The organism is Myroides profundi (assembly GCF_000833025.1).
Taxonomy (GTDB): Bacteria; Bacteroidota; Bacteroidia; order Flavobacteriales; family Flavobacteriaceae; genus Flavobacterium; species Flavobacterium profundi_A.
The window spans coordinates 1,816,680-1,831,835 of the sequence record NZ_CP010817.1; the positions used below are offsets into that span (position 1 = coordinate 1,816,680).

The 15,156-nt window shown below is 30.2% G+C and carries 13 protein-coding genes and 1 tRNA gene; 11 read left to right on the forward strand and 3 right to left on the reverse strand.

The genetic code is table 11. The features are described 5' to 3' along the window. Positions 1-172: 172 nt before the first annotated feature. Positions 173-2,986 carry an excinuclease ABC subunit UvrA gene (uvrA, locus tag MPR_RS08005; protein ID WP_041891251.1) on the reverse strand — a complete coding sequence of 938 codons (2,814 nt, stop codon included), beginning with the start codon at positions 2,984-2,986 and terminating at the stop codon, positions 173-175. Between the two features lie 717 nt (positions 2,987-3,703). On the opposite strand from uvrA, the gene MPR_RS08010 reads away from it, so the two are divergent. Beyond that, positions 3,704-4,291 (forward strand): sigma-70 family RNA polymerase sigma factor, encoded by a 588-nt coding sequence (locus MPR_RS08010; RefSeq protein WP_041891253.1) that lies wholly within the window; start codon positions 3,704-3,706, stop codon positions 4,289-4,291. A gap of 306 nt (positions 4,292-4,597) precedes the next feature. Here the strand turns inward: MPR_RS08010 and MPR_RS08015 are convergent, their stop codons facing one another. Then, entirely contained in the window at positions 4,598-5,260 is a 663-nt protein-coding gene (locus tag MPR_RS08015) for an endonuclease III domain-containing protein (protein WP_041891254.1), read from the reverse strand. 263 nt (positions 5,261-5,523) lie between these two features. On the opposite strand from MPR_RS08015, the gene MPR_RS08020 reads away from it, so the two are divergent. The 3 genes from MPR_RS08020 (at position 5,524) to MPR_RS08030 (ending at position 8,816) form a co-directional block, all read left to right on the forward strand. Continuing rightward, positions 5,524-6,924 (forward strand): serine hydrolase, encoded by a 1,401-nt coding sequence (locus MPR_RS08020; protein WP_041891256.1) that lies wholly within the window; start codon positions 5,524-5,526, stop codon positions 6,922-6,924. Positions 6,925-7,137: 213 nt separating this feature from the next. Beyond that, positions 7,138-7,222 (forward strand) — tRNA-Ser (locus MPR_RS08025). Positions 7,223-7,496: 274 nt separating this feature from the next. Next, positions 7,497-8,816, forward strand: coding sequence for a site-specific integrase (locus MPR_RS08030; protein WP_041891259.1), 1,320 nt, complete (start codon positions 7,497-7,499; stop codon positions 8,814-8,816). Between the two features lie 110 nt (positions 8,817-8,926). Here the strand turns inward: MPR_RS08030 and MPR_RS08035 are convergent, their stop codons facing one another. Continuing rightward, positions 8,927-9,181 carry a MerR family transcriptional regulator gene (locus MPR_RS08035; protein WP_041891262.1) on the reverse strand — a complete coding sequence of 85 codons (255 nt, stop codon included), beginning with the start codon at positions 9,179-9,181 and terminating at the stop codon, positions 8,927-8,929. Positions 9,182-9,396: 215 nt separating this feature from the next. On the opposite strand from MPR_RS08035, the gene MPR_RS08040 reads away from it, so the two are divergent. The 7 genes from MPR_RS08040 to MPR_RS08070 all read left to right on the forward strand — a co-directional run bounded on the left by MPR_RS08040 (position 9,397) and on the right by MPR_RS08070 (position 15,107). After that, positions 9,397-9,801 (forward strand): helix-turn-helix domain-containing protein, encoded by a 405-nt coding sequence (locus MPR_RS08040; protein WP_041891265.1) that lies wholly within the window; start codon positions 9,397-9,399, stop codon positions 9,799-9,801. A gap of 141 nt (positions 9,802-9,942) precedes the next feature. Continuing rightward, positions 9,943-10,209, forward strand: a complete 267-nt coding sequence (locus MPR_RS18690) for a nucleotidyl transferase AbiEii/AbiGii toxin family protein (RefSeq protein ID WP_235280637.1) — start codon at positions 9,943-9,945, stop codon at positions 10,207-10,209. A 50-nt stretch (positions 10,210-10,259) separates the two neighbouring features. After that, the gene (locus MPR_RS08050) at positions 10,260-10,817 is read left to right on the forward strand and encodes an IS4 family transposase (protein ID WP_432416613.1); all 558 of its coding nucleotides are present in this window, start codon (positions 10,260-10,262) and stop codon (positions 10,815-10,817) included. Between the two features lie 465 nt (positions 10,818-11,282). After that, a complete protein-coding gene (locus MPR_RS08055; RefSeq protein ID WP_041891268.1) occupies positions 11,283-13,463 on the forward strand; it encodes an outer membrane beta-barrel protein in 2,181 nt (726 codons plus the stop codon). 5 nt (positions 13,464-13,468) lie between these two features. Continuing rightward, positions 13,469-13,873 (forward strand): MauE/DoxX family redox-associated membrane protein, encoded by a 405-nt coding sequence (locus MPR_RS19035; RefSeq protein ID WP_286417600.1) that lies wholly within the window; start codon positions 13,469-13,471, stop codon positions 13,871-13,873. Beyond that, the gene (locus tag MPR_RS08065) at positions 13,863-14,876 is read left to right on the forward strand and encodes a hypothetical protein (RefSeq protein ID WP_041891276.1); all 1,014 of its coding nucleotides are present in this window, start codon (positions 13,863-13,865) and stop codon (positions 14,874-14,876) included. Before MPR_RS19035 ends, MPR_RS08065 begins: the two co-directional genes overlap by 11 nt. A 30-nt stretch (positions 14,877-14,906) precedes the next feature. Then, complete coding sequence (locus MPR_RS08070; RefSeq protein ID WP_041891280.1) at positions 14,907-15,107, forward strand: hypothetical protein; 201 nt, start codon at positions 14,907-14,909, stop codon at positions 15,105-15,107. Positions 15,108-15,156: the final 49 nt, after the last annotated feature.

A 15,156-nucleotide genomic window follows, 5' to 3' on the forward strand; every position in this document is an offset into this window, starting at 1 on the left:
AACCCGAGTTTAATTGATAATTTATATCGCTCTAAAAAAAGAGCTTATATATAATTATATGCAAAACCTTTTAATTGATCTGATCTGAAACAATTAAAAAAGGCTGTATCAAATAATGATACAGCCTTTTAGTTATGAGGTATATAGTCGTAATTCGTAATTATCTAATGGATTACTTAAGTTTTTCTTTTAGGTACTTTCCTGTTAGTGAGGCTTTGTTTTTTACAATTTCCTCTGGTGTACCAAAAGCAACTAATTGCCCTCCATTTTCTCCTCCTTCAGGTCCAATATCTATAATATAATCAGCACATTTGATTAAATCAAGGTTGTGCTCAATTACAATAATAGAATGCCCTTTTTCAATTAAAGCTTCAAATGACTTTAATAGCTTTTGAATATCGTGGAAGTGTAATCCTGTCGTTGGTTCATCAAAAACAAATAATACCTTATCTCTTGTTGTACCAGCTAATAAGAAAGAAGCAAGCTTGATTCGCTGTGCTTCTCCTCCTGATAGGGTAGAAGAAGACTGTCCTAACTGTACATAACCAAGTCCTACATCGTGTAGAGGTTGTAGTTTTTGTGCAATTTTAGTTTGTTTATGTTGTTGGAAGAACATTAAGGCATCGTCTATCGTCATGGTCAGTAAATCATCGATATTTTTACCTTCAAAATTGACTTCCAGTATTTCTTTTTTAAAGCGTTTACCATGACAAGTTTCACATTCTAGGTGAACGTCTGCCATAAACTGCATTTCTACTGTAACAGTTCCTTCTCCTTTACAAGTCTCACATCTACCACCATCTACATTAAATGAGAAGTGCTTAGGTTGGTAGCCTCTTAGCTTTGACAATTGTTGTTTAGAGTATAAATCTCTAATATCATCATAGGCTTTAATATAGGTTACAGGGTTAGATCTAGAACTTCTTCCGATCGGATTCTGATCTACATATTCTATTGATTTAATACCACCAAATTCTCCTTTCATCTCTGTAAACTGACCAGGTTTATCACTAAGTCCTGTTAGCTTTTTCTGTAGTGCAGGGAATAATATCTTTTTGACTAATGTACTTTTACCACTACCAGATACTCCTGTGATTACTGTTAGACAGTCTAGTGGAAATGTAACGTCTATATTTTTTAGGTTGTTTTCTCTAGCGCCTACTATTTCGATAAAGTGCTTGTACCCTCTACGTTTTTTAGGAACAGCAATTTCAAGGGCTCCACTAAGGTATTTCCCTGTTAGAGAGTTTGCTTTTAAAATAGTGTCATAATCACCTTGAGCTACTAGTTGCCCTCCATAGCTACCAGCTTCAGGACCGATGTCTATAATCTGATCAGCTGATTTCATGATATCTTCATCGTGTTCTACCACGATAACTGTATTCCCTAGTTGTTTAAGGTTATTCAATACATCGATTAACTTCTCTGTATCCTTAGGGTGTAATCCTATACTAGGTTCGTCTAAGATATACATAGACCCTACTAAACTACTTCCTAATGAAGTGGCTAAGTTAATACGCTGAGATTCTCCTCCAGACAGTGTAGCAGAATTTCTATTTAATGTTAGGTAGTCAAGCCCTACATTACTTAGAAAGCCAAGTCTGTTGTTGATTTCGATTAATAAACGTTGTGCTACTTTTGCTTCGTATTCATTCAGTTTTAAATCTTTAAAGAAGGTAATCAAATGTTTGATCGGTAGGTCTACCAGCTCGCTTACTGTTTTATTACCTACTTTTACATAACTCGCTTCTTTACGCAGTCTCTTTCCTTTACAAGTAGGACATTTTGTTTTTCCTCTATAACGAGATAAAAGAACGCGGTTCTGAATTTTATAGTTTTTTTCTTCTAATTCTCTAAAGAAATCATTTAATCCTGTGAATAATGAGTTTCCTTCCCATACTAATGCTTTTTGTTCTTCTGTTAGCTCAAAATAAGGTTTGTGAATTGGGAAGTCAAATTTATAAGCATTGTTAACCAATTGATCTCTATACCAGCCCATTGATTCTCCTCTCCAAGGGAAGACAGCATTCTCATATATAGAAAGTCCTGTATTAGGAATAACTAATTCCTCATCAATACCAATGATATTACCATATCCGTCACAAGATGGACAAGCTCCATAAGGATTATTAAAGCTAAATAAGTGAACATTAGGCTCAAGGAATACTTCTCCATCTAGGGCAAAGTTATTACTGAACTCTTTGCGCTTCTTATCTTTAAGATCTTCGATATAACAATATCCTTTTCCTTCAAAGAAAGCTGTTTCTACAGAGTCTCCTAGACGGTTAAAGAAATCCTCATCATCACTTACTACGATACGGTCTACAACTAGATAAACCTGATTAGCATCTACTTGGTTAATGATGTCTTCTGTATTATCACTAATGTATTGGTCTAAACGCAAAGTCTCTCCATGCACTAATATTCTAGCATATCCCTGCTGAAGTAGTACATTAAGATGCTCATAAAGCTCTCTGTCTTCTCCTAAATCAATAGGAGCAAGCAATAATAATTTGGCTCCAATAGCCAAGCTCTTAACATAGTCTAATACATCACTTACAGTATCTTTCTTAACTTCTTCTCCTGAGATAGGAGAAAATGTCTTTCCGATACGTGCGTAAAGTAATTTGATATAGTCATATATCTCAGTAGAGGTACCTACTGTAGAACGAGCATTGCTAGTATTTACTTTTTGTTCAATCGCAATCGCAGGAGCAATCCCTTTTATGTATTCTACTTTAGGTTTGTTAATACGTCCTAAGAATTGTCTAGCATAAGAAGATAAGCTCTCTACATATCGTCTTTGTCCTTCTGCATATAGGGTGTCAAAAGCTAAACTGGACTTACCAGAACCAGATAATCCTGTTATAACAACAAGATTATTACGAGGGATGACAACGTCTAAATCTTTTAGATTGTGTAGCTGAGCGCCCTTGATGATAATATTTTTTTTGGGATCTATATTGGAGAAATCTATTTTTTTCATGTAGCCTATAAAGGTTTAATAAACAAAGATAATGCTTTCTTTAATTCCTCTAAAACTCTACAAGGTATAATCTTGTGCAAAAAGCTGAATCTGCTATAATATTTCGCATTGCCATCTGGTATACAGAGTGGGATAGAAGAACGATTCGATGTCGAAATATAGAAAGAATGAAATAATGGATGTAGTAGAAAGTTAAAAAATGGAACAAATAGGAGTAAAAGAGAGTATGTTGTTTAGAGATAAAGTCAGTGATGGCCTGATGTTACATCTGTTTTAGTTCTGTGGTTACTCTATTTTATTTTCGAGTTGTTCCCAAAAAGTCGCTTCTAGGGCATCTCTAGGAAACAAGACAGAAGCTAGATTACAATCAGATAGGAATAAGAATGAAATAGTATTAATGAGCAAAAGGAAGTTAGTTCTCCAAAAATATACAGGTTATGTCGTTAGATATAATTGTGTTTTTTACATCTATTCATGCCTAATATTGTGATTATTTCATTTAGATAAATTTAAGATATGTGAATTTTATTGTTTTCCGGCTAAATGATGAGATATGATAACGTTTGTTGATTGAGGTTCTAAAAAAAACTTTTATTTTTTATTTATTTTAACAAATATAATTTTATATATTTGTCCCGTTAAACGATAAAAATCAAAGCCTATAATACAAAATTACTTTATAAAAATCTATTTACAGTTTTAAAAAAGAAATTAGGTATGGTATATATAAATATGCCTGATGCAGCCCTTGTAACATTATATATTGCAGGTGGTGAAGAGGCGTTAGAGGTTTTGATCAAAAGACACCAGTCTAAGATCTATGGTTTTATCTTTTCTAAAGTATCAGATGCTGAGTTAGCAAATGACATTTTCCAAGATACATTCATAAAAGTAATTAATACTCTTAAATCGGGTAGATATAATGAAGAAGGTAAGTTTCTACCTTGGGTTATCCGTATTGCTCATAATTTAGTAATGGATCACTACCGAAGAGAGAAGCGTGTACAGTTTCAGTATGATTCTGAGGAATTGCCTATCTTCTCTTTTCTAAAAGATGATTCTAATACAATAGAAGGAGATATTATCCAACAGCAGATAGAGTCAGATCTACATTTATTGTTAAAAGAACTACCAGAAGATCAACGTCAAGTGATCACGATGCGTATGTATCAAGATTTGAGTTTCAAGGAGATAGCTGAATTAACGGATGTAAGCATTAATACTGCTCTAGGGAGAATGCGATATGCATTGCTTAATTTAAGAAAATTAATTGACGAAAAAAATATTATTTTGACAGAGATATAATATGTGAAGTGTTTTGTCGTTAGTATTGTATAAACAACAAAACGCGCCACATATGAAGAAAAATTACACAACGAAAACTAGTTCATTTAGTTTACCCAAAGAAGAGACCATTAAATTCCTTTTGAGTTACTCTAAAGGATTGAGCCTAGTTAGGCTAAACGGGTTAATCAATAATCTATCGCTTTACTCGAAAGAGAATTAAAAAAAAGAGGTTAAGTAATTTTACTTAACCTCTTTTTTTGCTTTGTGATGATCTTAGATTACTTCTCGATACTATCTTACACTGATGTGCTAGGATTAGCAGTATTATTTCTTTTCTTTCTTCTTATAGTATTCATTGATTACAGTCTTTCTACCTATCACACTTGTTATAATATCTATTTCTAGATTCCAACCACGTGCAGGAGAGTACTGTCTACCATACCATACGAGTTGTAAGTGTAGTAGGTTCCATTTGTTCTCTGGGAATAAGCGTTTAGCATCTCTTTCAGTCTGTTCTACACTTTTTCCATTAGAGAAATTCCAACGATACATTAATCTATGAATATGGGTATCTACTGGGAAAGCAGGTACTCCAAATGCTTGAGACATAACAACACTAGCTGTCTTATGACCTACGGCAGGTAGTTCTTCTAATGCAGCCATATCTTGAGGGACTTCTCCGTTATATTTATCAATTAAGATATGTGATAACCCATAAATACCTTTAGATTTCATAGGAGATAACCCACAAGGTCTGATGATATCTTGTATTTCTTCTACTGTCATTTTGACCATATCATACGGATTATCAGCCTTAGCAAATAGTAGTGGGGTAATCTTATTTACGCGTTCATCTGTACACTGTGCAGATAGAAGTACAGCGATAAGAAGGGTATAAGGGTCTTTATGGTCTAATGGAATAGGAACTTCTGGATAAAGAGCGTCCAATGTTTCCATAGCGAATTTTACTTTTTCACTCTTAGTCATAGTCTTTCTGTTTTTTATTTAGGGCGAATATACTTAAAAAAATAAAGAGACTCTCGTAATCATAATAGAGTTTCTTTATTTAAGAATAGGAAGGAGAGACATGGTATGGTGTTAGGCTAACAGTGGTTTGATACTCTATATAGAGGTTGATGTACTTAACTTAAAAGAAGATGGAAAATTCTTATTTTCTTTTATTCTTGTTAAAGGGAGAAAATTATCGGATAATAACTGATATATTTATCCTTGCAAAATAAAATTAAGAAATGAAGAGATTAAGTATTTCCATAGCGATGTGTTTATTGATGAGTTTTGGTTCTTTCGCTCAAGAGAAAGAGTTTAAACCTTTAATAGATACTTTTGTAAAGGATTACAATACCAATGATTACGATGATATTTACAGTCACTTCGCACCATCTTTAAAAGAAGAGCTGCCTAGTGCTAAGGCTAAGTTATTCTTTGTAGAGATGAAAGAAAAACTTGGTAATATTAAGAATATGGAGTTCTATGGTTTAGATAATAATCAGTTAGCATTGTTTAAAACGGAGTTTGAGAATAATGAGGTTGCATTACTTAATCTAGCGATGAATGATACAGGGGAGGTAGTTGGATTTAGATTATTAGACATGCCTAAGCCTGTGGATGATTCATTCAAGAAGTTTAGTATAGAAGAAATTATCGCAAATGAAACGACTAATCTTCCTGATAAAGGACAGTATGCCATCGCTATTATCGATAATGATAAGGTAGAATACCACGGTTTTAAGAAAGTAGGAGATGGGGTGAAAATAGAGAACAATACAAATAGTAAGTTTTCTATGGCTAATCTAATGACGATATTTACTTCTACTGTATTAGCTGATGCTGTACTAGAGCAAGGTATAGATATGACTACTGATGTAAATAAGTATTATGACTTTAGTTTTAATAAGAATATTAAACTTCCCTTTATCGCTTTAGCTAATCATTCTTCCTTAGTGCCTATGCTGCCTGAGATAAAGTCTAATGATCGAAAGGTAGAGGATGATTATTTGACTAATCTTACTAGTGCTCAACTAGAAGATTATTTACAACATAATTTAGAAACAGATACGATAAGTGCAGAGAAGAGACAGAGCTTTTCTTTTCTTGGATATGCTATACTAGGTAATACCTTGAGTAAGGTGTATAATAAACCTTTTGATAAATTAGTTGAAGAGAAAGTATTCGCTAGGTATGGTATGAATCACTCGACAGTGTATATGCCTAAGAAGAAACGCGAAGTTGTAAAAGGAATTAATGTAAACCTTAAGGAAGTATATCCTATCAAAGTAGGTGCGCTATTACCTTCTAGTGGAGGGATCTCGACAGCAGCTGATTTGACGAAGTTTATTCAAGCGCAGTTTAATAGTGAAGATAAGGTACTACAGCTGACACAGAAGCCTACTCTTATTGTAAGTCCTAATTACTGGGTTAGTTTAGGGTGGAAGATAGGCTATCCTTTTGGTTCTGGAGAGCCTCTTTACTTTACAAGAGGTATAGATGCTGGATATTCTAACTATGTGGCTTTTGACCCAGTGAGAAAGAAAGGTCTAATCGTTCTTTCTAATAGCTCTTCTGAAGGAGCTCTTAATGGACTAGATTCTTTAAGTTATAAATTAGTCGTTAAGCTTTTTGAAGATAAATAATACTAAAACTCCTTAATAGGAGTTTTTTTGATTTTAGAAGACAGCGAATCGGTTAGGGGAGTATAAGACTGATACTTAGTTTTTTATTCTACAGCTATGCTATGAAGTAGGAGCCTCACTGAAAAAACTTTCAATTATTTTATCTCGAAAGTTTGGAGGTTTGGATATTTGTGCTACATTTGCACTCGCAATACGGAAGTAATGCAGACCACTGGAGAAATGGCAGAGTGGTCGAATGCGGCGGTCTTGAAAACCGTTGACTGTAACAGGTCCGGGGGTTCGAATCCCTCTTTCTCCGCTGATTTATAAAAGACGACTTATTTAAAAGTTATCAAAAAAGCACAAAACCTATGATTCACAATGAGTTATAGGTTTTTTCTTTTTTAGGGGTATCGCATTCTGTTCAAAAGTGCACCTAAAAAGACTCGGGATTCGGTGCACAAAAAAACAGGTAAGTGATGCGCACCTTCAAATTTAGTGAACCCTTACGCCAAATGGCGCCAGAGAGTTTTAAACTGTGATTTTGGAACGTTTTAATTCGACATTTATTAATATTTAAAAACAGTTGAATTATGTTAGAAAAACAGTTGTCAATTAATTTCTTTCTCAAACCAACTAGAGAGAAAAGTGATTTTAGAGGTGTTTACCTTAGAATCACAGTAGATGGTATTCGCAAAGAGACTTCTCTTAGTCACAAATGGGATATCAAAAGATGGAATCAAAAAGCAGGTCGTGCTAATGGCGCTAAAGAAGATGCTAAAACGCTAAACTACCTATTAGATACAATTGTATCAAAGATTACCAAGTACAAATTAGAGCTCTTAAGCAATGAAGAACCTATTACTGCTACTGTACTTATGGATTATATTCAAGGCAAAGGAGCTAGTAAAGTCAAAGTTTTAGAAGAATTCCAAAAGCACAATGATGAAGTTTTTAAACTTGTCCCTAAAGAGTACGCAATTGGAACACATGAAAGATACGTAACAGCAAGATCACACGTAGCTGAGTATATCCGTTATGTATATGGTAAAGAGGATATAGAGTTTAGAGAACTCAATTATGAGTTTGTAATTGGCTATGAACACTATTTAAAGACCGTTAGAGCGTGTTCTAATAACACAGCTATAAAGTACATCTCAAACTTCAAGAAGATTGTTTTACGGGCAGTTGCTAAGGGAATTATTGCTTCAAATCCTTTTGTACAATACAAACCTAAAAAGACTAAACTCAATAAAAAACCATTAAGCAAAGAAGAGCTATCAATTTTAGAAAACAAAGATTTTACCAATGAGAGATTAGCTACTGTAAGAGATGTGTTTGTTTTTCAGTGTTATACTGGTCTTGCCTACATCGATGTATTTCAGTTAAAGAAAAGTGATATTACAAAAGATGAAGAAGGTAATTTATGGATTAGAATCAACAGACAAAAAACAGACGCAAATATTACAATTCCTCTGCTTCCCAAAGCTATTGAAATAATGGAAAAACATAAAGATCATCCTGCTTGTATTGGTAAAGATATTGTACTTCCAGTTCGCTCTAATCAAAAGATGAATGAGTATTTAAAAGAGATTGCTTCACTGTGTGAAATAAGCGAATTAAATACGCATAAAGCAAGAAGGACTTTTGGAAGTACTGTAACTCTTGGTAACGGTGTACCTATTCACGTAGTAAAAGAAATGTTGGGGCATCACTCTGTTAAGCAGACTGAGGAATACGCTCTAACAGAAGAAGAGTCTATCAAAACTGAAATGCAGAAATTAAAAGGTAAGCTTGAAGTTAAAGCAAACAAACATACCGATAGTTACACAGACCTACTCGAGAGTTTAAAAAATCTAAATCCTGATAAATTAGCTCAGCTAACTACCTTTATTAATCAGTTAAATGGATAATAAAAACTCCCTTGGATTCTCTACAATTTCTAATAATTCAACTGTGGTATTTGTAGTAAGGAATTTGAGGGAGTTAATTTTCAACCTTTTTAATGAGTAGAAGTTAACTTCTACTCATTAAAAAGGTTCATAATATCTTTTCTGTTGTAATAATACGAGCCAAGTATTTTGCGACACTGCAATTTACCACTGATACGCAGTGTTTGTAGTGAAGCTGGTGAGATACTTAATAATTGCCTTGCTACTTTAGCCTTTACCCATTCAAGCGAACACTCTTTGCTTTGTTTAGCTAATAATTCTTTTAGCTCTCCAATGATTGTTTGAGCAAACAGTCTTAAATCGTCTTTTGTGATTTGATTTTCCATGATAGTTATCTTTAAGGTTGAACATCTAAACTAAGATCAAAACAGATGTAACTTGATTTTTGGCAGTTTTAGAGTCTATTTGGCTATGATTTTCCTATTAAAAAACTATAATATTCTCATATTGGGATATCTTACCGATTATTTTATAACTTTACAATTGAATCTTTTTAAATCATTGGCTTTATCTTTGAGCCTTCTTAACCCAGCTACTAATTATGGAACATAAAATACATCAAGGAAGAAATGTAAAGCGTTTTAGAGAAATGCTTGGAATCAAACAAGAAGTTCTTGCTTTTGATTTAGGAGATGATTGGAATCAAAAGAAGATATCTTTACTTGAACAGAAAGAAGTCATTGATAATTCATTACTACAGCAAATATCTAAAGTACTTAAGATACCTGTTGAAGCAATTGAGAATTTTGATGAACAACAAGCAATTAATATTATTTCAAGTACATTCAATGATAATGCTTGTGTTGGTGTAGTTGTCAATAATAATATCAATCCAGTAGATAAAATTATTCAACTTCATGAAGAAAAGATTGCCTTGTACGAGCGTATGCTTAAAGAGAAAGACGAAATGATGATTCGTTTAGAGAAGTTGATTCAAAGTAAATAGATTAAAATCTAAAAATATACTACACAAGCTTAACCTATGGTTAGGCTTTTTTTTGTGACTTATAAAGACAAATAGAACCTCATTAAGCCAATACATAATATAGGAGGTTTTCAGGAATACTTTTCTGAAAATTTTTTAATTATGTTATATAAACAAACCGTTATTAATGAGCTTTTGGAATTACTTCAAAGGCTTATGAAAGATGATAAACTAAAAGAGTTAATCTTAGTTGGTGATACTGCACTTGCATTAAAAATTGGTCATAGACTCTCTGTAGATATAGACTTGTTTTCAACCACAGATTTTGCTCCTAATTCTTTAGCAGATTACTTACAAAACAATTATGATGCTGAGATTACAAGAATAGCAAACAATACTAATACTGTTCTTGCTTGTATTGAGGTATAAAAGTAGATTTAATTGCTCATAAGTATCCTCTTGTCAATTCTATTGAATTTATTGACAACGTTAGAGGGGCAGTAAAAATGCATACATTGCTTGATTTTGATGGAAATCTACCAGATTATATTAATATTACTAATGGTAAAACAGCTGATAATAAAGGCGCTTATGACATTCCTTTACTTAAAGGTAGTGTTATAGTTGCTGATCGTTTTTATAATGATTTTAGCCTTTTAAATGTCTGGGACAGCAAACAAGTATTCTTTGTCATAAGACATAAAGACAACTTGAAATTTGAAAAAATTAAAGAGCTGGAACTACCTGAGAATAGACATCAAAATATTTTAAAAGATGAGATAATTACTTTAACTAATGGTAACTCAAAACAACTATATCCTAATAAACTAAGACTAGTAGCTGTATGGGATCAAGAAAATGAGCAAGTTATAGAGCTTATCACAAATCAATTTACCTGGACTGCTAATACAATTAGTGAGCTTTATAAAAGTAGATGGATGGTGGATACCTTAGAAGGCACAGGCTCATCGGTCTATACAGGTATGTGGAACTATCTATGTACCATACTTAGGAATTACATTAGTTGTAGAGTTTAAGAACATTCAAATCAACATAGACTACCTATTAATCTGTGGAGTGGTAGAGACAAACTGTTTTTTTAGGACTTTTTTACATATGGTTAGTATTTAATAAGCGTACTTTTCAATATATTATATTTTATAACTATTAAACATTTATACAATATCTACATCTGACACTAAGTAACTTATCTAAAACAAACATAAAAGTCGATATTAATTTTTTTCACAAAATAAGCATAATACAATTATGAAAACAATTCCTATAATTATAAATAATCTATAAAAATTTCAGTTTATTTTAAATTAACTAAATAAAAAGCAATTATTTGTTTACAATAATTTAAATCAATTAATCTTTGCTATATTTGAAAAGTAAATATTATAATAAAATTAACAAAAATAAGGTTTGAAATAGAAATTAAAGAATAGAATAATTTTATATTTTAAAAACTGATTAATATTTGTTAAGAATGAATGATTATGAGAGATAAAACTTACTTACTAATTTTATTTTTTTGTTTTACAAAAGCGCTTTCTCAAACTAATGAGATGGTTGTGACAGTTTTTGATTCTTTATATAATCCAATAGAAGAAGTTCTTTTTATAGAAATTACTAGTGAAAAAGAACTAAAGACAGATTATAAAGGAGAAGTTGTTATTAGAGGTGAAGAAAAATCTAGCTACATTTTATTTAAAGAAAATTATATCACTAAGCAATATAGTTGGCTAGAATTAAATGAGAATAGAACTGTAATCCTAGAAAATGACAATCAAATTTTGTCAGAATTACTTATATATGTTTCTCCTACAAAAAATGATGCTAGTAGTATTAATTATAAAATTAATGAAAAATACTTAGGAGAAAATCCCACAGTATTTAATGTTATAGAAAACATCCCAATGTTTTTTATTAAAGGAGAAAAAATCAACTATAAGGGAAAAGGAGTTACTATAATTATTAATGGAAAAAAAACTATCGGTAAAATTGAAAATATTGATCCTAAAAATATTGAGTCTATCGAGGTAATACCTTATGGACATTCAGCTTACGGTGTTATAGGAGAGCCAGTAGTTAATATTGTAATGAAAGATAATGTATTGGACTACTTTAGGGAGGATTTAAACGTTGGATACAATTTAAATAAGGGAAACTATGTTTTTAATGCTAACTCTTTTTTTAAAAAAAATAAGGTAACAGTATCATTACCTATTAGACTAGGAAAATCTGTTTTTGATAGTCATAGTACAACATATTCAGCAAGTAAGAAAATAAATAATAGCATAGATAAAACTAAGTCGTATGGTTTAACTCTACAACCAGAGATTAGTATTAAGATTAATGATAAAAACTCTATTAGTTCTTCATTCTTTTTATATACTCCTAAAAATAAAAACGACAGTAAGTATAATACTATCCAAAATGAATTAGAAGAGAACTACAAGCAAGATATTAATTACCTAAATACTGGCGCATTACTTTCATATAACAATATAGTAAACGACAGTACTTCTTTTGATATATCATTTTTATACACTTATAATGAATATAAAAATAAAGGGGATTACCAAGAGAAAAGTTGGGGAAATATTCTATATGACAATGCTCTTAACTTTGATGTTATTCTTAAAAAGAGAAAAAGGCAATTCTTTAAGCTTCCCATGCGCTATGATATATATTATTCATATTATTACTCGGAACTTAAAAATGTAGAAGGTAATAATGTTAATAATGAGCGTCATAAATTTGCTTTTAATACTACATTAAGCTTAATTAAGAATGTTAGTTTTAATACAGATCTTTCATATAATCTTATTAATAATAATAAAAATGTCTTATTAAATAGTTCAACGTTAGCATTTAACAAAAATTCCTTTTCAGCTTATCTAAATTATTATAATTCCTATCAATTAATTTCTGCATATGACTTAAACAAACAAAATAGTATAGATAGTAACTTAAATACAAATATTGATAATTATAATATTAAAAAAAGTAATATAGATAATTTATCAATCGAGTTTAATTATTCAATCAAAAATGGAGTAGATGTCTTTATTAGGGGAAAATATAAAATTCATCACAATGCACCAGTTAGTTACTTGTTTAAATCAGATGAAGATATGCTATTTAAAACAAATTTAAACTTAGGAAAAAATTTAAGTTATGCTTTTGATATAGGTGGTTTTTTTGAAATCAATGATCGTTTTATAATCCAATCACTCTTAACCTTCAATAAATCTCAAGCTCAAATTTTAGATTATAAGTCTAGTAAGAATTTAGTTGGTTATGACTTTTATGCTAAATACAATTTAGACAAAGGCTTAAGTTTTAAATTCTCTTCTTCATATAATAATTATAACATGTTTAGTGCTTTGGAATCAAATAAAGTAAACTATCCATTTGTAAGCTTAACGATTGAAAAAGAATTTATTAATAAGAATCTAAAAACTTCTTTAGTAATTAATAATCCATTTATTAAGGCTAAAGAACAATATAATGCTTTTTACTCTGATAGTTTTGATAATATAAATATAGTTGATACAAGATTTAAATCTAAAGAGATAAAGAACTATTCTTCAATATATGTTAGTTTAAGCTATACTCTAGGAAATAAAAAATTAAGAATGAAAAGAGACTTACCAATTAAGGCTAAATATTAAATATTATGAAGTATATAAAAAACTTACTGTTGTTATTTTTTATCTTTTTTTTGTCAATGTCTGTTATCGAAAAAATAACCAATTATAATTCTTTTATATTAAGTATTGAGAATACTCAACTATTTTTTAGTTGGTTTATAATTCCATTATCTTATTTTGTTATTGGAATTGAAATAATCACAGTAATAGCATTAGTGCTTAAAGAAAAAATAGGTTTTTTATGTTTGTTTTTAATTTTTTTATGCTTCTCTATTTACATTATAATACTAAGCTATTTTAATAAATATACATCATGTGGATGTGGTGGTTTTTTAAATTATTTAGGATATACTAAACATCTTGTATTTAATATTTCTATATGTATTTTATCCCTTCTTGTTTATTTAAAATTATCTACTAATGAAAAATAAAAGTTTAATTATATTAATATTATTAATAATAGGATCTGGTTTTCTCTTTATTATTTATAATAATAAAAAGCAAAGTGATTCTGATGATGATACATTAATAAATAGAAAAACTATTTATACAGAGACTGTTTTATTAGATGTTAATGAAAACATTTATACAATGCCTAGGTTATCTTTTTCCTATAATGAATCAAAATTTCTAGCCTATCAAGTAAATAATAAATCTGTATCTATTAATGAATATAGTACTAATTCATCGAAGTTAATTAACTCGAACATAATAGATATTGATAGTGTACTAACAATATCTAGTTTTAATAGTGATTTTTTATACTATATTAATAATAGTAGTATGTTTATTAAAATAAATAGAGAAACTTTGAAAAAAGAAAAAATATGTGATTCTGTTTATAATGCTTTTCCAATAAATGAAAAAGAATTTTTTATTTTCTCGACAGTTAAAAAGAAAGATAAGTTCCACATAGGTGTATTTAAATTAAAAGACAATAAAGAATTAGATACTATTCAAATAAGTCAATCTGACACTATTTATAGGAAAGAAAACATTCTTCTTTATGATGGCTATTTTACCCAACATACAGGTGGGTATTTCAGTTACACATATTATAACATACCAGAAATTATTTTATTTAATAGAGATTTAACTTATAAAAAGACTTTTATTTTAACTGATAAGAAAGTTACTCCTAATATATATACAAGAAATAATACTTTTATATTATCTCAAGGTTCTAAATCTTTTACTAAAGGCGTTCATTTAGATCAGAATAAAGAAGAACTTATAGTTTTTTCAAATTATTATAATCAATACGATTATGGATTTTTATTAGATTATTATTCTATAGAAAGTGGCCAATATAATAACAGTAAAATTATACAGATAAAAAATAAGATTATTAATAATTCATATATTCAAAAAGTGTATTCAAATGAGAAGAAAAATGTTAAAATATATTCATTCGGAGATATCCTAAGTATCTAAATATTATTAACCAATTAAATTTTAAACATTATGAAAAAAATCAAAATTATTGTTGCACTTCTAGCAATTACAGGCGGTTTTGTTTTAAACCAACAAGCTCGTGCTCAGAAGCTTGGTTATGTATGTGATCAATCATCTGATAGGACATGTCAGATAGGAGATATCATTAGTAATGGAGAGGCTGAAAGAGTGTCAATTCCGACAGAGCCTAAATTCCCTGATCCACATTAAAATTAGGGGTTTTTATTATTAGTGGTCAGAAACTATTCTGACCACTTTT

Bases quoted from the DNA above. Each gene is read 5' to 3' on its own strand.
- MPR_RS18690 (WP_235280637.1), top strand. From the start codon at position 9,943: ATGTTATATAAACAAACCGTTATTAATGAGCTTTTGGAATTACTTCAA.
- MPR_RS19035 (WP_286417600.1), top strand. From the start codon at position 13,469: ATGAAGTATATAAAAAACTTACTGTTGTTATTTTTTATCTTTTTTTTG.
- MPR_RS08015 (WP_041891254.1), bottom strand. From the start codon at position 5,260: ATGACTAAGAGTGAAAAAGTAAAATTCGCTATGGAAACATTGGACGCT.
- MPR_RS08055 (WP_041891268.1), top strand. From the start codon at position 11,283: ATGAGAGATAAAACTTACTTACTAATTTTATTTTTTTGTTTTACAAAA.
- MPR_RS08010 (WP_041891253.1), top strand. From the start codon at position 3,704: ATGGTATATATAAATATGCCTGATGCAGCCCTTGTAACATTATATATT.
- MPR_RS08065 (WP_041891276.1), top strand. From the start codon at position 13,863: ATGAAAAATAAAAGTTTAATTATATTAATATTATTAATAATAGGATCT.
- uvrA (WP_041891251.1), bottom strand. From the start codon at position 2,986: ATGAAAAAAATAGATTTCTCCAATATAGATCCCAAAAAAAATATTATC.
- MPR_RS08035 (WP_041891262.1), bottom strand. From the start codon at position 9,181: ATGGAAAATCAAATCACAAAAGACGATTTAAGACTGTTTGCTCAAACA.
- MPR_RS08070 (WP_041891280.1), top strand. From the start codon at position 14,907: ATGAAAAAAATCAAAATTATTGTTGCACTTCTAGCAATTACAGGCGGT.
- MPR_RS08040 (WP_041891265.1), top strand. From the start codon at position 9,397: ATGGAACATAAAATACATCAAGGAAGAAATGTAAAGCGTTTTAGAGAA.
- MPR_RS08030 (WP_041891259.1), top strand. From the start codon at position 7,497: ATGTTAGAAAAACAGTTGTCAATTAATTTCTTTCTCAAACCAACTAGA.
- MPR_RS08020 (WP_041891256.1), top strand. From the start codon at position 5,524: ATGAAGAGATTAAGTATTTCCATAGCGATGTGTTTATTGATGAGTTTT.